The sequence below is a fragment of the Sporolactobacillus sp. KGMB 08714 genome (assembly GCF_036598985.1).
Lineage (GTDB): Bacteria > Bacillota > Bacilli > Bacillales > Sporolactobacillaceae > Sporolactobacillus.
The window spans coordinates 1-22,074 of sequence record NZ_JAUUBW010000011.1 but is presented as its reverse complement, the minus strand read 5'-3'; the positions used below and the strand labels follow the sequence as shown (position 1 = coordinate 22,074).

The 22,074-nt window shown below is 40.5% G+C and carries 18 protein-coding genes and 1 pseudogene; 5 read left to right on the top strand and 14 right to left on the bottom strand.

Features of this window, described 5'->3' with window-relative positions; all coding sequences use genetic code 11:
* From tkt to Q6A92_RS05770, 4 genes are all read right to left on the bottom strand, one after another.
* Entirely contained in the window at window positions 1–2,025 is a 2,025-nt protein-coding gene (tkt, locus tag Q6A92_RS05785) for a transketolase (RefSeq protein ID WP_332237378.1), read from the bottom strand.
* A gap of 48 nt (window positions 2,026–2,073) precedes the next feature.
* Window positions 2,074–2,892 (bottom strand): transaldolase, encoded by an 819-nt coding sequence (locus tag Q6A92_RS05780; RefSeq protein WP_332237377.1) that lies wholly within the window; start codon window positions 2,890–2,892, stop codon window positions 2,074–2,076.
* On the bottom strand, window positions 2,883–3,968 hold the full coding sequence (locus Q6A92_RS05775) for an alcohol dehydrogenase catalytic domain-containing protein (protein ID WP_332237376.1): 1,086 nt from the start codon (window positions 3,966–3,968) through the stop codon (window positions 2,883–2,885). The genes Q6A92_RS05780 and Q6A92_RS05775 overlap by 10 nt, the downstream gene beginning before the upstream one ends.
* 642 nt (window positions 3,969–4,610) lie before the next feature.
* Window positions 4,611–5,381: a DeoR/GlpR family DNA-binding transcription regulator gene (locus Q6A92_RS05770; protein ID WP_332237375.1), complete on the bottom strand. Its 771-nt coding sequence runs from the start codon at window positions 5,379–5,381 to the stop codon at window positions 4,611–4,613.
* An 874-nt stretch (window positions 5,382–6,255) separates the two neighbouring features.
* On the opposite strand from Q6A92_RS05770, the gene Q6A92_RS05765 reads away from it, so the two are divergent.
* The 5 genes from Q6A92_RS05765 (at window position 6,256) to Q6A92_RS05745 (ending at window position 10,516) form a co-directional block, all read left to right on the top strand.
* Window positions 6,256–6,675, top strand: coding sequence for a PTS sugar transporter subunit IIA (locus tag Q6A92_RS05765; RefSeq protein WP_332237374.1), 420 nt, complete (start codon window positions 6,256–6,258; stop codon window positions 6,673–6,675).
* 24 nt (window positions 6,676–6,699) lie between these two features.
* The gene (locus Q6A92_RS05760; RefSeq protein WP_332237373.1) at window positions 6,700–7,176 is read left to right on the top strand and encodes a PTS sugar transporter subunit IIB; all 477 of its coding nucleotides are present in this window, start codon (window positions 6,700–6,702) and stop codon (window positions 7,174–7,176) included.
* A gap of 21 nt (window positions 7,177–7,197) precedes the next feature.
* The gene (locus tag Q6A92_RS05755) at window positions 7,198–7,965 is read left to right on the top strand and encodes a PTS mannose/fructose/sorbose/N-acetylgalactosamine transporter subunit IIC (RefSeq protein ID WP_332237372.1); all 768 of its coding nucleotides are present in this window, start codon (window positions 7,198–7,200) and stop codon (window positions 7,963–7,965) included.
* A gap of 6 nt (window positions 7,966–7,971) precedes the next feature.
* Window positions 7,972–8,850 carry a PTS system mannose/fructose/sorbose family transporter subunit IID gene (locus Q6A92_RS05750; RefSeq protein ID WP_332237371.1) on the top strand — a complete coding sequence of 293 codons (879 nt, stop codon included), beginning with the start codon at window positions 7,972–7,974 and terminating at the stop codon, window positions 8,848–8,850.
* 529 nt (window positions 8,851–9,379) lie between these two features.
* Window positions 9,380–10,516 (top strand): restriction endonuclease subunit S, encoded by a 1,137-nt coding sequence (locus Q6A92_RS05745; protein ID WP_332237370.1) that lies wholly within the window; start codon window positions 9,380–9,382, stop codon window positions 10,514–10,516.
* A 104-nt stretch (window positions 10,517–10,620) separates the two neighbouring features.
* Here the strand turns inward: Q6A92_RS05745 and Q6A92_RS05740 are convergent, their stop codons facing one another.
* The 10 genes and pseudogenes from Q6A92_RS05740 to Q6A92_RS05695 all read right to left on the bottom strand — a co-directional run.
* Entirely contained in the window at window positions 10,621–10,959 is a 339-nt protein-coding gene (locus Q6A92_RS05740; RefSeq protein ID WP_332237369.1) for a hypothetical protein, read from the bottom strand.
* Between the two features lie 2 nt (window positions 10,960–10,961).
* Window positions 10,962–11,309 (bottom strand): hypothetical protein, encoded by a 348-nt coding sequence (locus Q6A92_RS05735; RefSeq protein ID WP_332237368.1) that lies wholly within the window; start codon window positions 11,307–11,309, stop codon window positions 10,962–10,964.
* Window positions 11,310–11,546: 237 nt separating this feature from the next.
* Window positions 11,547–12,473: a site-specific integrase gene (locus Q6A92_RS05730; RefSeq protein ID WP_332237367.1), complete on the bottom strand. Its 927-nt coding sequence runs from the start codon at window positions 12,471–12,473 to the stop codon at window positions 11,547–11,549.
* 94 nt (window positions 12,474–12,567) lie between these two features.
* Window positions 12,568–13,848 (bottom strand): restriction endonuclease subunit S, encoded by a 1,281-nt coding sequence (locus Q6A92_RS05725; RefSeq protein WP_332237366.1) that lies wholly within the window; start codon window positions 13,846–13,848, stop codon window positions 12,568–12,570.
* Between the two features lie 2 nt (window positions 13,849–13,850).
* Entirely contained in the window at window positions 13,851–15,470 is a 1,620-nt protein-coding gene (locus Q6A92_RS05720; protein WP_274401270.1) for a type I restriction-modification system subunit M, read from the bottom strand.
* A 248-nt stretch (window positions 15,471–15,718) separates the two neighbouring features.
* Window positions 15,719–18,814 carry a type I restriction endonuclease subunit R gene (locus Q6A92_RS05715; protein ID WP_332237365.1) on the bottom strand — a complete coding sequence of 1,032 codons (3,096 nt, stop codon included), beginning with the start codon at window positions 18,812–18,814 and terminating at the stop codon, window positions 15,719–15,721.
* Window positions 18,815–19,082: 268 nt separating this feature from the next.
* The gene (locus Q6A92_RS05710) at window positions 19,083–19,478 is read right to left on the bottom strand and encodes a hypothetical protein (protein ID WP_332237364.1); all 396 of its coding nucleotides are present in this window, start codon (window positions 19,476–19,478) and stop codon (window positions 19,083–19,085) included.
* A 1,104-nt stretch (window positions 19,479–20,582) separates the two neighbouring features.
* Window positions 20,583–21,017 carry a hypothetical protein gene (locus tag Q6A92_RS05705; protein WP_332237363.1) on the bottom strand — a complete coding sequence of 145 codons (435 nt, stop codon included), beginning with the start codon at window positions 21,015–21,017 and terminating at the stop codon, window positions 20,583–20,585.
* Between the two features lie 17 nt (window positions 21,018–21,034).
* On the bottom strand, window positions 21,035–21,658 hold the full coding sequence (locus tag Q6A92_RS05700) for a hypothetical protein (protein WP_332237362.1): 624 nt from the start codon (window positions 21,656–21,658) through the stop codon (window positions 21,035–21,037).
* A gap of 62 nt (window positions 21,659–21,720) precedes the next feature.
* A pseudogene (locus tag Q6A92_RS05695) lies at window positions 21,721–22,074 on the bottom strand (hypothetical protein); the annotation flags it as partial.

Genomic DNA, 22,074 nt, shown 5'->3' with positions numbered 1-22,074 from the left:
TCACCTCACATTGTCAGCTTTCTTTTGTCTGTTTTTTATTAACTCAGCCGTTATCTTAGTTACGTTTTCAACGGTAAAGCCAAATTTATTAATAACAATAGGCCCGGGAGCTGAAGCACCAAAGTGATTTATCGTCAACAAATGCCCTGATTCTCCCACGAATTGTTTCCATCCCATAGGCGATGCCATTTCAATAGCTACACGGTTTAAAAGTTCAGAAGGTAAAATGGATTCTTGATATTCACGAGACTGCGAATGAAACAATTCCCAGGAAGGCATACTTACAACACGTACTTTTATATTTTTTTCTTCAAGTTTTTTTTGCGCTTTAATTGCAAGTTCAACTTCGGATCCTGTTGCAATCAGTACAGCATCCGGAGTGCCTAATTCTTTTGAAACGATATATCCTCCCCTTTTAACACCATTTGTTGAACCATTCTTTTCTCCTTCAAATGACTCGACATTCTGGCGGGTAAGTATCAACACAGTAGGGCGGTCAGTACTCTCTAAAGCAATCTTCCACGCTTCTCTGGTTTCATTTCCGTCGGCCGGTCTTATGACGTTCAAATTTGGAATAGCCCTTAGCCCTGCCAGTTGTTCAATTGGTTCATGTGTAGGACCATCTTCCCCTACAGCAATACTATCGTGCGTAAAGACAAAAATAGACGGAATTCCCATTATCGCGGCCAGACGAATAGCTGGTTTAGAATAATCTGAAAATGTAAGAAATGTCGAACAAAATGGAATTACGCCTTTATGAAGAACCATTCCATTCACAGCAGCCGTCATTGCAAATTCACGGACTCCAAACCAGATATTTCTGCCTACATAATTATCAGATAGAAAATCTCCGCCGTATTTTATTTCTGTCTTTGTAGAAGATGCCAAATCTGCAGAACCACCGAATAATTGTGGAATAGCCTTCGCAGCCACATTAATGACTTCACCAGATGCTGCACGGGTAGCTTTGTTAGCTCCCGCTTCATATACAGGAAAATTATCACCATATCCTTTTGGAAGTTTTCTTTCAATCGTATCTTTTAGTATTTTGGCTTCATGAGGATATCTCGCTTCATATTCGGTAAATCTATTATTCCATTCACGCTCTTGGTCTGCACATTTTTCAGCCAGTTTATTAAAATGTTCTTTTACTTCTTCCGGAACATAAAACGGATCATATTTCCATCCATATCTTTTTTTGGTCTCGACTGTTTCTGCTGGTCCCAGTGGATTTCCATGAACCTTATTTGTTCCCTGAACATGAGGAGCTCCGTATCCTATCACTGTTTGTACTTCAATTAAAGTTGGGTGATAAGGGTCTCCCTTTGCTTTACTAATAGCCTCCTCAATCTTGTCCGCATCGTTTCCGTCTTTAACTAGTAATGTTTGCCAGCCATATGCGTTAAATCTTTTCCGTACATTCTCGGAAAAAGCCATGTCTAATTTACCATCCAGCGACACTTTATTCGAGTCATATAACATAATCAGTTTTCCAAGTTTCAGATGTCCTGCAAGTGAAGCTGCCTCACTTGATACTCCTTCCATCAGATCGCCATCTCCACAAATGACAAATGTATGATGATCTATGATTTCATAACTGTCTCGATTGTATAATGCCGCAAGATGTGCTTCCGCTATTGCCATGCCAACGGCCATTGCTACTCCTTGACCAAGAGGTCCCGTCGTAGCCTCGACACCGATCGTATGTCCAAACTCCGGATGCCCGGGGGTTAGACTTCTCCACTGCCTAAAATTTTTTAAATCCTCAATCGTCAATCCATAATGGAATAGGTAAAGCAAACTATAAAGTAACATTGATCCATGACCTGCCGAAAGAACGAAACGGTCTCGATTAAACCAGTTTGAATTATACGGATTATGCTTCATTACCTTTGCCCAGAGCGTGTAGGCCATTGGCGCTGCACCCATTGGAAGACCTGGATGTCCTGATTTAGCTTTTTCAATGGCATCTATTGAAAGTGTCCTTATGGTGTCAATGGATAATTGATCAATGCTTGAATTCATTTTCCCAGCTCCCTCTTCCATGACAATCCTTAATCAATCACGTAATTATTATAGGATTGAATATCCCAGAACTTTAATATCTTTATTGAATCCCTTAACCGTATCAAGAGAAGCCTGTTCAAGTGGTTTTCCTAACTTTTTTAATTTTTCAATAATAGATGGTGTACACGTGATTATATCAACGCCCAACCGATTAGCTTCATATACATTAAAGAGCTCGCGGGAACTTGCCCAAAGAAGTTCAGCTCCCTTGTTCTGCTGACAAAGTTCAACTGATTTTTTCATATACGGAATTGGATCTCTTCCCGTATCGGCAATTCTACCCGCAAATACGGACACGATACTTTCGACATTTGGATTGAGAGCCATGACTGTTTCCTCAACTTGTTCAATAGTAAAAATAGCTGTAACATTTAATGAGACTCCCTGTCCGGAAAGCTTCTTTATCAATGGTATGGACGATTCACCCTTTGAATTCGTGATTGGAATTTTCACGAAGACATTATCCCCAAGAGAGTGTATTTTAAGTGCTTCCCTTTCCATTATTCCAAAATCATCCGCAAACACTTCAAATGAAATAGGAAGATCATTAATTTTATTTAGTACTTCTCTGGCAAATCCAAGATAATCTTTGACTCCTGCTTTTTTCATTAAACTAGGGTTGGTTGTAAATCCCCTAACAAATCCGGTTTTATAGGCATTCAGCATGTCATGGATATTAGCACCGTCAGCATAAATCTTTATGCTTAAATTATCCCATTTAAATTTCTCCAAAATGTACCATTCCCCTTCTACACAATCAAAAAGTATCCTTAATTTTATTGCTATTATAATGAAAGAACAATTTGAATCTGCCTTTAATTCCATTCAAATTTCAAAACTGCCTTATTCCATTTCTTTTCTTCTATAATCTTTTTGAATGCTTCCTGCAAATCTGACGCGCTTTGGATGAATGTTTCATTTTCAGGCAACAGTTTGGCCAGAGCTTCACGGTATTTTTCATCTTCACCCAGCGCTTTCACGACAGCTTTAAAATCCTCTGTTGCAGAACGGCTGGTACCATATAGTGTCAATCCTTTTTCCAAAACGTTGCGCGTATCAATTGGAACCAATTCCTCTGAAACACCCATTAAGACAAATTCGCCACCGCGAGAAATAATTTTTATTCCTTCATTGATTGCATTAGAACTAAAGTGACCGCCAGTTGCTTCGAAGATCACGTCATATTCTTCATCCGAATGTTCAAAGTCATAGTTTTGAACCATTTCCCTGCGTGCAAATGTAAACTTATCCAAACGATCTTTTATAGCACCAAATACAGTAAATCGTGAAGCATCGATACCATAAATATATCTGATGACTGCTGCAGCCATGTAACCTACAGGTCCATCGCCAAACAAGGCAACTCTGACATTCGGTTTCATCAACGTACCTTGAACATGACTGGCGGCATGATAACCGACTGTACTTACTTCTGTCATTACAGCAATTTCATCAGGGACAGCTTCCGGAATGCGAACCAGACATTGTTCAGGTTGAACCAAATCGCTTTGAGCGATTCCGTCATAACCGCTGCTTAAAAAAACACCATTTTTATCATAGTTATCTGGAAGATTACTAGTTTTTTTTGTGCCATTTAATACATAACCGGGAATGTTTGGGACAACCGCCACACGTTCCCCCACCTTAAACTTATTGCTCAGGCTCTTTTTAACGATACCAATTCCTTCATGAAGCAGTGCCATTGGCAATTTCTTGGCAAGAGCCTCCTTACGCCGCTGACCCGAGAAATAACGTGTATCGGCATGACAAACACTTGCCATCACAGGCTGAACAACGACCCACCCTTCTTTCAGATTGCGTTCCACGTTAACTTCTTCAATGTCCAACGGTTGCACTAGCTGAAAGGTCCTCGAGTTCACTTTTGTTGCGATTTCTTGCATAATAATTGATTCCTCCTGTCTCAATCGCTGTAATCATTTACAGTGGATATTATATGACCTTTGCATATTGTTTGCAACTATTTGCATTAACATTATTTTATTGGCATATAAAAAATCATCGTGTTTGCAAACTGGTTTCCATTTGAACTTTAAAATGTAGAATCCCAATTTTAACCACATGAATTCAGTTAGAGATAAAACTCCGGGAATTATATATGACAATATTGGCCAAATATTATTGGCGAGTATTTAGCTGATTTGAGAGGGCAATGATATTATCTCAGACCATATCGGCCATTGATTTATTAAAGCAGCTATGAGGTTTCAAAGCCGTGGAGAAGACGGCCCCATTGGATTTAGATTTGACAGCAACGAGGAAAATCTATATTTTTGCTTCTTTGCTTTATGGTATAGCTTGTAAAATATAGAGACGAATTTCCCGAAACCGTAAATACAGAAATTCGGGATATTTTTCTACTAAGAAAACATTTTGATCATCTGATTATTGACAGCCAGCTTGAGAAGCGGGCACTCGTTACCGCTGAAATCTGATTTATTTTAGATAGTGTCCAACATTCGAGTCAGCGATTATATAACTGTTAAAAGCGGCAAGTCAATGGTAAGGGTGCCGTTTTAATATTTTTACGATTGAGGACTGATCAATTTTGTACCCGCCAGGTTAACGGCCGAAGCAATTGAATGATCGACCAGCTTATCTGTTATAATGCAATCAACGTCTTCAAAATTAGCGGTTTTATATAGTGCTGTCATACCAAATTTCGTATGATCAACAACCAAAATGCTTTTCTGTGAATGTTGAATCATTTTTTTTGAGACCTCGATCTCACTAATGTAATGATTAGTTATTCCAGAATCCTTTTCGATGCCTCCTGCTCCGAAAAATCCAACATTCACAAAAACGGTTTCACTGTTTTGAAGCGTCAATGCTCCTGATAACGACTCCTCACTTCTTCGCACATTGCCACCTGGAACAATAATGTCATATGTTGATCCTCTCAGCAATAAATCAATAACCGCAATTGCATTGGTGACGATCGTCAAATCCTTAAAGCCGCTAATTTGAATAGCCCGTGCGACTTCATATGTGGTTGTGCCGTAATCGATATAAATAGAGTCACCGTTATGAATGTATTTGATTGCCTTCTTTGCTATAAACTTTTTCCCCTCGACATTTTGTTTCTTTCGCTTTTCATATTCCGTTTCACGGTTTGGTGCAATTTTAGTTGCACCTCCGCGAACGACTTTCAATAGACCGTCATCTTCCAAATTATATAGGTCTTTCCTAATTGTTTCTCTTGTAACATTAAGCGCCTTACTTAAATTTGAGATTTTGACCAAATTGTTTTCTTCGATTTGCTTAAGAATATACTGTTTGCGTTGTTCAAATTCCATTTTCAACCTCACTCTTATCCCCTATAATTATTTTGCTATTACACAATTTCCATTAAATTTTTGCGTATTGTCCAATTGGCAAAGGATTGTGCAATATTCATGATTTTTTACCAATCACAGAATAAAAAAACAGCATAATTATTATATAAAAGAACTGAAAATAAATAAATGTGGTGGATAAAGTTAAATGTAAGTCGGTATTTTTCAAAAAAGAAAACCTCGCTTAAGTACAATAAAGCTGTTCAAGGACCACTAATAAGAAAGGACTCTCCATAACTCATTATAATAAATATCTTTCGCCAAAAGAAATCGGACAGATTATATTCCAGACCTTCAAGAAATCAATTATGATAGATTTCAAATAATTAAATTAAACATTTTGTGTTTGAGGAGATAAAATGACTTGATTTATTCAATAAATGCAAAGAGTTGCAAACATTGTGCAAAGGTCATATAATATCCACTGTAAACGATTCCAGCAATTGGGACAGGAGGGATCCATTATTATGCAGGGAATCGCAATAATAGCGAACCTGAAAACCTTTCGGCAAGTGCAACCGTTGGACATTGCAAAATCAACGTAGAACGCGATCTGAAAAGGATGAGAGTGCTTTTGATGACAAGTGTTTGTCATGTTGATACATGTTATTTTTTGGATCAACGGATTAAAGAGGCCCTCGTCAAAAAATTTTCACTGTTAAAAAGAGCCAGAGCAATATGTTTAAAAGCGGGAGAATGGATGACGTCTGTTCCAAGTATTCCCAATAATGTATTGAAATAGAACAAGGAAAACTATTAATCTTCCAGACTTACTAGTCATCCAAAACACGCAAATCTGCAGAAAGCAAAGACAGATTCAAAGAGGAGGAACAAAATGATCGGTTTTGTTATTGCTACACATGGAATTTTTTCAAACGGGATTATTGATGCTATTAACTTGATTATGGGAAAACAAGAAAATGTAAAATGTTTAAACCTAAATCACGGTGACAATATTGATGAATTTGGTAAGAAAATACAGAACGCCATTATAGAATGCAATCAAAATAATGAAGGTGTAGTTATATTCACGGACCTATTCGGTGCAAGCCCATATAACCAATCCGTACAGTGTTATAAGAAGGTAGGAGCAATCAAATATAAACTGATCACGGGTTTGAATTTACCAATGCTTATAGAGGCGTTCGCTGCGCGTATGTCCGGCGGCGATTTGGAAGCGGTTAAGAATGCAGCACTATCAGCAGGACAATCAGGTATTAAGGAATTTTTTGACGAGCTGACAAAAGTAAAATGATATAAAAATCAAGGGGGATAAATAATGTCGCAAATTGTTTTAGCTCGAGTAGACGATCGTTTGATTCACGGACAGGTAATGACTGCTTGGTTGCAATTTACTGGGGCAAATCACATCGTTATTATAGATGACGTGACCGCAAACGATGAATTCTTAAAATCCGTTATGGAAATGTCTATTCCCCGGAGCATTAAATTTAATATATTTAACACAGACGATGGAAAGAATTATTTACTAAAAGATCAAAATCAGGATAAATTATTACTTTTAGCTAAAGCTCCGGAAACATACTTAAAATTAATTGAAAACGGTGCCAATATAAAAAAAGTAATTGTCGGAGGAATGGGTGCGAATAAACAACGCACAAAACTTTATAAGAATATTTCTGCATCCGAATCTGAAAGAGAAACGTTCAGAAAAATTATTAATCATGACATAGAGGTTAAAGTACAAATAATTCCTACTGATAAAGCAATCGATGTAGCCGGATTGCTGAAATAAAATTGTGAGAGGAGAAACACTATGCAGATACATCTTTGGCAGGCCATTTTGATCGGTGTTGTCTATTATTTAGGTCAAATGGGTACCCCATGGGTATCATTGGCGGGTACACATACTATTATGCGCCCATTAGTAAATGGGGCACTTGTCGGATTAATATTGGGTGACCCAGTCCAAGGGGCCATTTACGGAGCAGCCATCCAGCTGCCCTTCATTGCCTGGATTGGTGCCGGTGGGGCTGTACCAATGGATACAGCATTAGCTGGTACTCTGGGAACAACATTCGGAATGGCAGCAGGCGTTTCACCTTCCGTAGCAATCACTCTTGCAGTGCCTATCAGCTTAATTGGGACTATGATCTGGGTATTGCATATGACTGTAGACATTACATTCGTTCATATGGCTGATAGCGCTGCGGAAAAAGGTAATCTAAACCGCATTAACTTATTGCATGTATGGCCGCCACAAATTACAATGTTTATATTTTCCGTTGTACCGGCCATGCTAGCTGCCTTTTATGGTTCAGGTCCTGTAAAAGCAATTATCGGTGATCTAAATGGTACGCCGCTCCATGTGTTAACTGTAATTGGCGGTATTCTGCCAGCGTTGGGGATCGCTATGAACTTAAGAGCAATGACAAACAAAGGTGTCTTGATATTTTTCCTTTTAGGTTTCATGATTGCCGTTTATTCAAAGCTGGCTATTTTAGCCATCGCAGTATTCTCGGTGATTATCGCGTATATCTATACCACACTGTTTCTTAAAAACAACGCAGAAGGAAAGGTGTGATTTTTGATGGATGAGAAACAAAGTATGAATGAAATAAAAAAAGAAGATTTACCGGGAAACAGCGAAAATAATACTCATAAGCTTAAAAAGAGCGATGTCGTTCGGGCATTCTGGCGCTGGACTTTTTTCTCCCATGCAAATTACAATTACGAAAGACTTCAAGCTACCGGAGTCATTCATGCACTTTCACCAGTTTTTAAACGTTTATATGGCAATGATCAAAAACAGATGGAAGAGGCACTTCAGCGCCATATGCAATTTTTTAACACTGAACCTCATTTTGGCGGTGCCATATTAGGAATGACCATAGCAATGGAAGAGCAGAAAGCTAATGGTGCTCCTATTAATACTGCCACAATTAATGGTTTAAAAACCGGATTAATGGGACCTCTCGCAGGAATTGGCGACACATTATGGCAAGGCACTTTGATTCCCATACTGCTATCGTTTACTATCGGCTTTGCCTCTCAAGGCAATATTCTAATGGGGCCAGTTTTGTTCGCAGTTCTGCATCTAGGTATTATTTGGACAATTGGTTACATCAGTTGGATGCAAGGGTACTCATTAGGTAAAGAGGGAATAATAAAGGTTTTAAGGGGATCATTACTCCCGACTGTCATGACATTTGCTCAAACAATGGGACCGATTGTCATTGGAGCATTGGCAGCCCAATTTGTAAAAATCTCCAGCCCATTAAAGATACAATTGGGTAAGGGAACACTAAATGTCCAAACCGGTATTTTAGATAAGCTGATTTCTGGACTGCTCCCACTGGTAATAACCTTGCTAACTTATTATTTGTTGAAGCGGAAATTTAAACCCACTACTGTACTCGTAATACTTATTGCTATAGGAGCAATAGGTGGCATTTTTTACATTATTTAAGTTAAGTTTAAATTTTCTAAATTAATTATATTGGTGATTGAAATCCGAAAACTATCGAGTTTTAATCACCAATTTTTGGCTTTCAAATTACCAAATGGAATATAAGAAGTCTCAAGGGATATCACTCATTTGTTAAATGTCTTCTTAGCTAATTCTTTCAATATATCATTTTCTCTTGGGTGTTACTTCTAGAAAGATGTTCATATCTTACCTTAGAATTTCTGTACCCTTAAAAATTTTCTTTTAAATGGCCAGTTGTAAAATCCATTTAGCCAGTTAAGTCAATGAATATATTTTAATCAAATACTGTCCCAATTAAATGGTAATTATGGATTATAAGCTGCGCAAGGTTTCACTTATCTGTGCAAAAGAAGCAATGAAAACACAAATCGATTTAAGTTTGTTTTCACCCCAACGCACGCTTCATGGCTGGACATCATTGAATCCTTTTTCGCGAAAATGAGCAAAAGCTGCCTGCGTCCTATTCGTTCAGAGTAGAGCGTATATTTTCGCTTGGGAGCAGCGTGAGTTGGGAGAATTGATCGAAGAATATACTGAAGTAGTACCTGGAACTACAGGCATTCCCGTCGCTACATCATCCAGAAAGGGATTATTTTTGCAGGATGAGTACTTCAATGGGGGACGAACAGGAATAGATGAATCGGTCGATTTTCATCGTGTACCGCAAGGATATATCACCTATCGGCATATGTCAGATGATTCAATTTTCCACTTTAATCAAAATGGCTTGGGGACTGACGTGTTAGTATCTAAAGAATATCCAGTGTTCAAGTCAAATGATTTATCTGACCAACGTTTTATTCTTGCCAATCTAAATAATTCATCATCATTTTTAAACTTCTCAATGATGCAAAAGAAGGGCGGAACTCGTGTCCGTTTGTATTTCGAAATATTAAAAAAGTACGGTCTAAAAATTCCAATAATTGAAGAACAAACTAAAATCGGCACCTTCTTCGAGAAACTTGACAGCCTTATCGCTGCAAATCAGCGAAGACTTGATAAGCTGAAGTTACTGAAAAAGGGCTATTTACAACAAATTTTTGAGCAAAAACTTCGATTTAAAGGATACTCTGCACCATGGGAGCGGCGTAAGTTGGGAGAAGTCGTCCGTGAAATATCGGGCAATAACGGTAAAACTAATTTACCTATACTTACAATTTCTGCTGAAAATGGTTGGATGAATCAAAAAGATCGTTTTTCACAAGTGATTGCTGGTTTGGAGTTAAAGAACTATACATTACTTTCCAAGGGACAGCTTTCCTATAATCACGGTAATTCAAAGTTGGCAAAATTCGGAGCCGTCTTTGAATTAAAAGAGTACGCTAAAGCACTGGTTCCTAGAATTTATCATAGTTTTGAAACTACAGATCAATCAGATGCAACATTTATTGATTATCTATTCTCGTCTAAACTCCCGGATCGCCAATTAGGAAGGCTAGTTACTTCAGGAGCACGAATGGATGGATTATTAAATATTAACAAGTCCGCCTTCTTTGGAATTTCAATTAATATCCCATCAATATCTGAGCAACACAAGATTGGACAGCTATTTCAAAAATTCGACAATCTTATCATTGCAAACCAACATAAACTCGATCATCTTAAAAAATTAAAGAAAGCCTATCTGCAACAGATGTTTATTTGATTAAGAGCACAAGCACTTTAAAAGATAGCGTGCTTGTGCTCTTGGTATTTAATCACAGCAAAGTGTGCTGCTACAGTCCGGATAAAAAATGGGCAGGAAAACCCTCACTCATCTCTTAAGTTAGTAGTCGGAAAACTTAATCTATTTTTTATTCGATCCTCAGCTATCCCGAACACCTGATCATCTTCCCGTTTGTTGGTGGCAATGATCTGCACAACCTGTATCTGCCTGCCAATTAATCGAAAAACAATCCGAATGCCGATATGTCTGAGTTTTATTTCCTTACACTGATAAAGATTGCCGGATAATGGTTTTCCTATTTCATCTGCCCTGTATTCTAATCGTCGATAAGCCTTCTGAATGATTATGCGCACAGAACCGTCAAGATTATAGAATTCTTTTTCCGCCTGTGCATTGATATACTCGATCTTGAACCTAGCCATTATTAGTCCTCAAACAACTCGCTGTCAGGAATATCATTCGGATCCATCTTTTGATAGGCTTCATATTCTTTTTTAGACATACTGTCTTTTAACGGGATTGACTTCGTCTTACCAGAATCTGTGTCTTCAATACGCCTAAGCACTTCCTGGTAAAACAGGTCATCTTCTAATTTGTGCAGCCGGACAATCAGATCTTCATACTGATGATAGTCCAGTATGACTGATTCGATTTTATTATTTTCGGAAATGAACTGCGGAGCCTGTTTTGCTTTTCTGCGAACAGTTCCCAGGGTTTTGGAAGCGATGGAAGCCGGAACAATCTGATCCTCACTGAACTTTGGCTTGATCATTGTTGAACCCTCCATTTTTGCTCTCATCTTCCCTTATTATTTGCTTTTCATATGAATTATACACATGAACGAGTGAAATGTTAAGTAATAAATCACTCTAAAAACGGAGTAATCAAAAGCCCACCATGATGGATAAATGCAAATGTTGTAAGGAATTAAATGCATTCGCTTTTTCCATTTTCAAGTTTTAGTTAAAAGCACAGGTACACATAAAAGTATGTATCTGTGCTTTTTCTGTTATATCAATGAAGTAAGGTAACGCATAATTTTGTCGTTGTCCTGGCTCTCCAGTTCTTGAATAATGTGTAAATAAGTATTCTGTGTAGTGCTCATGTTGGCATGTCCCAAACGTCTTGCCACAGAGGCAACGGATACGCCGGCATAGAGTAAAAGCGATGCGTGGGTATGGCGTAAGCCATGGATACTGATGATCGGAATTTTTGCACGTTTGCATAACCTTTCGAGATAGTCGTTGGCTGTTTCATTATAAACCCGTTGTCCCTCTCGTATAAAAATAGGTTGATCTTCTGGTAAATGCCGGATAAGCTGTGAAAACTGCATTGCTGCTTGCCAATCCAGAGGGACTTTTCGCATTGATGAACGATTCTTGGTTGGCGCGAAACCACCTTGTTCGGATTTATAATCCCATGTTTTATTGATGATTAATTGTTGCTTCGAAAAGTCAAAATCTGAGGGCGTAATGCCAAGCGCTTCGCCAAATCGCAGGCCGGTTTTAGCAATTAGTAGAATAAAATAATCCCACGAAACATTTTGATTTAATTCAAGCTTCTCAAGCAGTTGTGTTAATTCACGCTGGTGAAGGAATTTTACTTTGTGTGATCGCTGCACAGTCCCTTTAATCACTGCTTTACGCGTGGGATCACGCTTAATTAAGCTTTCATCAATAGCGTCTAGAATGGCTGCCTTCAAATGATGGTGAAAATCCATCGTGGTCTGCCGCTCATGATTAAGTGCAAAATCATTTAATAACGCCTGATAGGACTGCCGATTTAAATTGGAAAGTTTCAAATCAGGCGCTAGTGCCTTCAGGTGTTTGTGCGACATTTCATACTTTCGATACGTTACATCTCGAACTGCGCCTTGCTTATAAAGCCGCATCCATTCCTGAAAATATGCATGGAAAAACTGATTCTTATGTGCCATCCGCACACCTCCAAATAAAAATAGCGACATAAGCCGCTATTTTAGTATAAAGAAGATGACACAAACGCGGAAACAAGTTTAATCCAAATCACAATCATATGAACATCTGCTGTAAGTAAGCTTTTTTCAGTTCTTGCAATTCTTCTAGTTTACGCTGATGAAGGGTGATGAGGTGGTCTAAACCAGCAAAAAGTCTTCCGATTTGCGACTGCTCCTGCTCTGAAATCGGATAGAATACTGTAGTCTTGGCAAGATTCGTTCTGCTAATCGAAAGCACTTTGATTCCCTGCATTAGCGGTAATAATTGCTGATGATATGAGGGCGAGTTCATATAGTATCCCAAATAGCAAGGTTGCATTTTCACTTTTGGTCTGCAAGCGATAGTATGCAGTCCCGATACCACGGGAATGTTGGAAATTCCTGCTATTTCAGTAGCTTTCCCGACTGTTTCATCTTCGGCAGCGTCGGCTATTAAAATATCTCCTTCTTGGAGAAGTTGGCTCCGATAATCAAAAATTTCTCCCCCTGTTATGAAAGGAATCTCATCTCTTCTACAATCTGTCACAGCCCCATATTTGATGAGAATGTCCCCATAGTGAACGTTTTTAATCTTACCAATTGTATAATTTAAGTTCGCTCTTGAAAGCGTGTTATTGGGTATAGGGGCAAACACCGCATCGAGCCTCCGCTGTTCCCACGCATTAGTGAATCCAGCAAATCTCAGTTTTGGCTTATTTTCATCTTTTGAGGGAAACATTTCAGAAAGGTAAGCAGATTTTAGTGCTTTGGTCTTTTTCAATTTCCGTTGATTTGCAGCGATAAGGCTGTCAAGCTTCTCGAAGAAGGTGCCTATTTTGGCCTGTTCATCTTTTAAAGGCGTGATATTAATAGGCGTCTTTTTACCACGTTCAATGGTGTAATGAGAAATTGTCCCAATATGTGCCGTCTTCTTAATATAGTCTTGAACTAGGTCACTTATGAACGAATAAAACAAAAAATTACCGTTAAGTGCGCCTTTATTTTTAAACCAAATTAGATCAGCATCTTTGAAATATAGTGGTTTATCGGTCTTTACAAGCATAGGAACACCGATAGACCCACCACCAGTGACCAACAAGTCTCCTATTCTCAACTTACCACTTTGTGCAACCAGCACATCATAATGTTCTTGAGAAATAAAGACCTTTTCATTTTCTTTATGATTGAAAGCTGCTACGACATCGCTAGAGCGTAAAAATGGAACTCCAGATTCTGTCCATTCTGAGCGATGTACTCGCTTAGCAGATGAAACTTCCATCAATTCTCCCAACTCACGCTGCTCCCAAGCGTTCGTAAAGCCTTTAAAACGGAGTTTTGGATAGTTTTTCTTCGGCATGTTTACTTCTCCGTCCCCTTGTCTGTTTCGACTAATTGAGCCTCCATGGCAGCGAATTCTTTCTCTAGTTTGGCAATTTCCGTGTCAATGTCGGCTATGTCTGCCTTCACTTGCGCCAAGTCAATCGGTTCTTCTTCTTCAAATGTATCGACGTAACGCGGAATGTTCAAATTGAATTCATTTTCCTTGATTTCATCCAATGTGGCCACGTGTGCATATTTTTCAATATCTATACGGTTTTTGTAGGCTTCGACAATCTTGCTAATATCTTCATCGCGCAGGATATTCTGTTTCTTTCCTTTTTCAAAATCCTTACTGGCATCGATAAAAAAGATATCCTTAGTTTTGCGGCTTTTCTTGAATACTAGAACCGTTGTCGGAATACCTGTTGAATAAAACAGACCTGCCGGCAGGCCGACTACGGCGTCTAGCTGATTTTTTTCGATAATCGTTTTTCGTATCTTGCCCTCGGCCGCACCGCGGAACAGAACACCGTGCGGCAGGACAATGGCCATTGTCCCGTTATCGTTCAAATGGTAAATGCCGTGTAAGACAAAAGCAAAATCAGCTTTACTAGCCGGAGCCAATGCGCCATAATCCTTGAAACGCGGATCCTTGAGCTTTTTAGGATTATTATCCCACTTCATTGAATAGGGCGGATTCGCAACAACAGCGTCAAAGCTGCGCGGATGATCAACACCATGTGCATCCGTTCCGTCCGGCCAGTCTTCTTCTAATGTATCCGCGTTACTCAAAGTCATATTCTGATAATCAATCCCATGCATCATCAGGTTCATTCTTGCGAGATTATAAGTCGTCGTATTTAATTCTTGTCCGTGAAAACGGACCTTACCCGGCTTCTCTCCATGCGGCAGTTCACTCTTGACTGTCAGCAATAGCGAACCCGAGCCCATGGTTGGATCATATACGGTAAAGGGCTCGTCATCATCCGGCGCGCCCAGGGCTACGAGTTTAGCCAATACTTTAGAAACCTGGTGCGGCGTATAGAATTCACCGGCCTTTTTACCGGAATTACCGGCAAATTGAGCGATTAGATATTCATAAACGTCACCCAGGATGTCGTGCCCCGCTTCATCGTTATAGTCAAAACGGTCTACTAATTCAACGATACCGCTCAGAGCCTTTGCACGAGCCGTTGTGCTGTTCCCGAGACGCGTATTGCCGAGATTGACATCGGTAAAAATTTCACGAAAGTCATTCTCGGCACGAACGTTGATCACAGCATTCCTGTTGAAATCATCAAACATATCCTGAAAATCAGAAGGAGCAATTTTATCATTATGTACTTTTTCAACAATAGTTGCCCAAGTGTTCTCCGGTGAAATTGCGTAGCCCAGGACACCGGCGATATCTTCCAGATAATCTTGCAAATCTTCTCCGGCCGCTTCCGAACGATAGGCGTCATTGACAGTCTGCCCGTCCTCAGGTGACAGGATATCTTCTGACACTAAATAGGTTTCCTGGTGTTCGGACAGATAGCGGTAAAACATAAATCCTAGAATATAGTTGCGGAACTCGCTGGCATCCATGTTTCCCCGCAGTTTATTGGCCATCGACCACAATTCACTCGTAATATCACGTGCTCTATCAGCTGTACCCATACTTACCTTCTCCTAGTGTAAAAAATCTAGAAGTCTTCCAATTAGTTATAGACTTCCAATTATTTAGTATATACTATCTGATAATCTGTAAAGAGATTTAGCCAAAAATTTAGTTGGCATACTACCGGACTCGCTGTTCGCATTTCTCCGAAAAGAAGTGTTAAAGAAGTACCCCAAGGTCATAAAGTGACGCTGAGGCACCCCGGTTTGGTCAATATTAAAGAAACTTTTCTGCTCATCAAGGCCTCTTAGTATTTTTTCTTGATTTTATCGGCGAACGTTGTAAATGCATGACGCAATTCATTGCGGTATTTGACTTTGCTTAAATGATGCACCTCATCAAGCTCCGCATCTTCCTGATAAAATGCCTGCCCTTCCCGGATGATCGTATTGAGCTCTCCGGTCTGGTTTAAATCATCAGCCCCCTGTGTGTGCTTATCAATCAGTTCATTTATTAACTGAGTATTCTTAATGTCGACAAGCCCCCATTGCCGTTTAAATCCTAATATTTCAGCACGTTCATGACGGGCCGTATTACTACGGATCAGCTGTTTGACATGGGACACCTGAACGGGATATTCAGAAACCTCTGCTGAGCCGTCAACCAAGGCGCTTGTTGTTGCCTTAATCTGTTGCGCGTATTTTTGATCCTCCAATTGATCGGCCAGCTTATCAACTTCTTGGCGCGTTGACTGAGCGCCTACAAGATCATTGATATGTACCTGATTAGCCAGTTGGGCAATGAGCTCCTCAAGATAGTCGTAATTGACTTCAACGTCTTTCACGTGCTCCATGCGAAGCGTTAGGTCTTCAATATCGAGATGGCGTTTCTTCGCGATATGCTCCTTCAACTCGTTGGCAAAAGTGGTTGTCAGTTTAATTTCATCATCACCGCTTATGCCCAGTTCTTGTAATAAGGCTTCCGGATTCTGATCATCATACCGGTCATCCTGCTTTAATTTAGCCATCGTCCGGTTATAATGATGCAATAGTTCATACATACGTTCTTGTTGGGATTCACTGCGCGGCAGATTTTCAAAACCATTAGATAAATCATTTAAATCTGAAACTATTTGTTTCATTTCCGACATCAATTCATCAAAAGGTTTTTCCAGAATACCGTCACCGTCATCAATATCCAGTTCTGTCTGAACGTTGGCTGAATTTCGATTGGCATATTTGGCCAGCGCCTCTTTCATCAGCTTTTCCGAATTTTGGGGCCAGCGATAGTTTACAATTCGGCCAAACGGCTTATCTTGCATGTTCTGAACACGATTGGTTCGCGAATAAGCCTGAATTAAAGCAGCGCCTTTAAGTGTTCGATCCACATACAATGTGTTTAATTCCGGAGCATTAAACCCTGTCAATAATTGATCCACAACAATGACCAGATCTAGGTAACGACCGTCGTCAGCCGTTTTGTTTAAACGCGAGACTACACTTTCGGTATATTCCTTAACCTGGCGATCATCAAAATGACTGCCAAATGTTTCATTATAATCCTGCATCGCGCGGTGCAGCGATTCATTCGTTTCCAGCTGATGATCCCCATTCGAAGTATCCTGACTAAATGTGATCCCAATCTTTAGCGGACGTTCCGTGGCTGCGTTCTGCTTTTTAAATTCATCGTAATACATCATCGCCATCGGCGTTGAGGCTTTACCGCCGCCGACATGTGTTGTAAACAACGCATTGTATTTATAATTATTGGAACGTTTCTTCCAATTTTTCAGTACATCCGCAACGACCAGACTGACGTGTTTCGGATTCATATCATAGACACTCGGCACGATGGTGTCGTCCATATCTTCCGGCGCCAAATGCGCAATGCGCGCCTGGATTTCTTCATCATTCCATTGCGGATAACGGTATTGAAAATATTGAGGCAGATAGTCTTGGCGCATGACCTCATCGGATAAAGTCGTTTCAAAATCAACTTTAAAACCTAACACATTGCGATCGGCAATCGCATCGCGAATGGTATACGCATGCAGTAAATCTCCGAAAATTTGCCGGGTAGTCGGACCATTGTTCGTATCAAAGACCGGAGTCCCCGTATAGCCAATCCATGCGGATTTGGGAAAGGCTTCTTTAATACGCTTTAACATGTCACCAGACGTCGAACGATGGGCTTCGTCGACTATAAAAACGACATTCTTATCTAATTTTGGGAAGCTTTCACGGCGAACCAGGCCGTCCATTTTCTGAGTCGATGTGACAATAATGCCGGATTTCTTGGATTTCAGTTTTTGTGCCAAGACTCTCTTATTAGCGGTTTCGTCAACAACGCCGTTTTTGCCGTCTTCACCGGAATCAGGATCATAAGCCTTGTACTCATCGACTGTTTGATTCGTCAGCGCAATACGATCCACTAAGAATACGACTTTATCAACATTAGGCAGACGCGATGCCAGCCAGGCGGCTTTAAAGGAACTAATCGTTTTACCTGAACCTGTTGTATGCCAAATATAGCCGACTTCCTTAGCGTCCATACCAAATTGATGTTCGCGCAATTTTTGAATGACACGACGTGTCGCATATACCTGATAAGGTCGCATCACCTTAATCATTTGCCGATTCTTGGTACCGTCCAGAATCATGTAATTCGTCGCCATCCGGTGCGCCATAGGAATGGACAACATCTTATTAGCAAACTCTCGCCAATCACGAACGGGAACGTTATCCTCTTCTCGTTGCCATCGGAAGGCAAAATCCGTATTAAACCGGTCGGCCGTTGTATTTGCCATGTAACGTGCATCGTGCGGTGTTATCGCGACTAAAATTTGGACAGTCGAAAAAATATCAGTATATTGTTTTTCCTGAATATACTGGTGCATCTGATTTAGGGCCTCTTTGGCGTCATGACCATCGGCTTTTTCTTCAATTTGGATAATCGGTAAACCATTAATCAGTAAAGTGACGTCAAAACGCCGTTCCTTCTTCCCTGATACGACAGCCGGACGCTTAATTTGTGTTACGATTTGATAAACCGTATTTCCGGCACCGATTTGATCTTGATCAAATACTGTCAAGAAAACGTGCCGTCCGTCATCCAGATCCACTTCGATTTGCGAAACGCCGTTCAAACCGTATAGAAATTGACCGGCCTGATAGGGCGTCATTAAACTGATAATCTCGGACTTAACCTGACCAAATTCCGTTTCAGATAACGGTTGATTTAGTTTGTCAGGGTTATTTTTTTCAAGAATTTGTTTAAAGTTAATCCATAACTGTGCAGTCGTTTTTATTTCAGGAGTAAAACGCCACTGTTTCGTACCGCCCAGGTTAGCGAGATGTTCTACTAACTTACTTTCAAAGACTTGTTCGTTATGTTCCGCTGACATTTTTTCTCTCCATATTATTTGTTTTGAATAATAATTACTTACTTTAATTGTAAATGATAGGCGGATCATTTTCAGCACTAAAATTACAGAAAATTACTATTTAAAGAATAAGCCCCTTGGCATAAAATCTGATATTTTCAGTTATAAAGATTCAAACAGACGATATTCGAAAGAAAATATCGCCTTTCCACATTGGTTCTTCGGTCGTCGGTAAGTTTATCGATCGTCATACACGATTTTTCGGTCGTAATGCACGGCTTATCGGTCGTCACGGCAAGTTTTTCGGCCGGCGTGCATGGGTTATCGGTCGACATGCATGGTTTACCGGCCTGCCCATCCGGCCGATCGCGCTGAAAGCGCCGGCGGCCTTGAAAGCGGGGATCACGTCCAGCACGCCGAAGACGCCTTCCGTGACCCGCTCTTCCGTGCTCAGTTTCCGCCCGGAGATCAGGCTCGTCCCGGTGGCCGCATCGGCCAGCTGCATCGCCCCATAGGCGGCACCCGCAGCAATTCCGGCCGGCGGGCAGGCGATCGTCAGGATGACAACCGCCGCTCCGATGCCGAGGTTCACCCAGAACTCCCGGTCCATCTGTTTGTCTTTGATCGACCGGTAGTCGAAGCCGCGGCTGTACTGGATCCCTTCCTTGTACTGGTCGAAGGTCACGCTGTTGGCCTGTTTCCCGGCCGGCGGCCCGGTAGGCTTCGTATTCCTTTCTCAGCGCAGCCATCAGGCGGCTGTTGTTAAAGAGATCATCGAATGTGAGCGTCTATTTCGTCACCTGCACATAGGCAGCGACGGAGGCAAGCGGGCCGGCCGCCTGGCATTCTTTGACGTTCAGCGTGTTTGGGGTGTGATACCGGTGATCGACAGCTGCAATATTTCCGCGGTAGACGCGTCCATTTGTTTGTAAAAGGGAGCGTCAATCTGGCGGTTGACCGCATGAGGGGGACATTGAGCACGTCTTTAAGGCAAGTCAAACTCTTTCGCAGGCTTCAAAAAGAGTTTTAGAACTGGTTGTATGCTCTCTTGAATAGTGTAGGCACTAAATAATAGACACCTTCTCATGATTATGGGGTCAGAAGATAATTGCCTCTATCAATTCATCAGGAGAGTAACCCATGATAAGAGCGGAGCGACAATCCATCTGGAAAAAATGAATGAATGATTTCGAATCGAGTGGGCTAACGGGTGTCCAGTGATGCACGGATCAGGAGATTCCCCTAAGTGAATTGGCTGCACTAGTTGCTTTCCATGCGGCATTCTGCGCATTCAAACGCTCAATGGATAACCGATGATGTGAAAAATCAGGAAATGAATGTTCTATTCATTCACTTGGACCCGTCGAAAATTGAACCTTATGCCGGATTCGACCCGGATCTGTTCATGGACGCCATCCGTGCTTTGTGCCTTGTGATTTGGAAATCCGCGATCGAAACCGTCTCGTCTATCTGCCTAAGGGAAGATACGGATAATGACCATTATCTTTTCAAGGCTCATCTTCTTAGTACAACACGACCGTTGCAATTCAGGGAAACGGATATTGGGTACCCAGTTCCACGAGTTTTGTGACCAAATATGCGAACTGGATTAGGCTGCTTGCACTGACTCAATTTGCAGATCTTCTTCAGAATGCTTTATCAGGAACAAAAAAAGAGATCAGAAAATAGGTCACACGCTAACTCCGCCAGTGGATTTCAGGATTACCCACTATGTCAAATCCACCCGCCTGAACTGAGCTTTCGACAGTTAAGAATAATCCAAACATAATTAGTATCTATATCTTATTGAAATACACACATTACCACTCTTAGGGTCAACATATGATGTTACCTTACCCCATTGTAAATTGTATATTACCTCATTATCTCTAATAATGTCTGGAAAACCTAATAATTTCTTTAACCAATTATCATGACTATCTTTTTTTAATTTAACCTTATAATTTGACCAATTAGCATAACTATTACTTAAATTTTCGGCTGCATTTTCAAGTTCTACATATTGAATATTCTCTTTTTCAAACCCTACTATTATCCAAAATTCTATATCATAAATGCTATATTTTTTACTAAATATGAATAGATCTTCATTGCTATTATATGGCATTAAATCATCTTTAAAATAGTTAATAAATGAATTTTTATTTAATTGCTTATCAATACTTATATTATTTACAGGCAATTTTTCTTCTATTCTATTCAATGCACTTTCTCCTTTCCTTAAAATCCTCTTCCACCTAATGCTTTGATTTTTTCAATAATTTTTTTATACTCACTAAATGGCATTTCTGTATTAGTCAACTTTATTTCTGTCTCAGACAATCTTTTTAAGTACTTATTATGAATCAGTTCTTTTAAATCTGGCATAAAAATCTGTTCTAATCCACCTCCCCCAAACTGGGTATTATTTTTCGCTATCCCATTGGCACCAGTAATATCCACCTTTAATTCATAACCAACCATCTTATCCCTAAATACAGCATTAGACATTCCTTTCCCCCAATAGGGTTTAACCTGCAAGCCTTCAAATACTTTATGTGCATCAACCCCAACATTATCTAAAACTTCTTTGGTTGTAAAATATCCTGTAGGAAATGGCTCGCCAGCATATAAAACACTGCCTTTTGGATATATTTTATCAGTACAAGCATCTATCCCAAAATATGGATCTCCGCCCTGCCATTCTGCAGCTTTTTTTGATGGACTATAATCCTCTAACATCCTACGTAACTTAGGAGTATTAATTCTTTGATGTAACTCTTCTGAACTAAGCTTACCAAATTTATTTCTTAAATAATCGATTCTACCTATTTCGGAATCACTTTCTTTAATACCACTGCCCATGTCCTTGGTTATACTACTTATATTTTTGGAAGAGATGTATTGAACTGGCTGTTTAATGTTTCTTAGATTATCGACGAAGCTCTCTCCGTCGCCTGCGCTTCAACCCCCGAAGCCCCCGTAAACTCCGGTTGCAGGCCGCTCAGGGAAAGCTGGTCTCCCGCGTTGGCCGCGGCTTGTTTCAAGCAGTCTATCCCTGCACAGCTGATCTGTTTCAGCTGGATCAGCCGCCTTCCGGACGCCCGGCCCATCGTTTTCGTTAGATCGCCCAGGGTCGTCACGCTCTTTGTGCCTATCCGGCCGATTGCGCTGAAAGCGCCGGCGGCCTTGAAAGCGGGGATCACGTCCAGCACGCCGAAGACGCCTTCCGTGACCCGCTCTTCCGTGCTCAGCTTCCGCCCGGAGATCAGGCTCGTCCC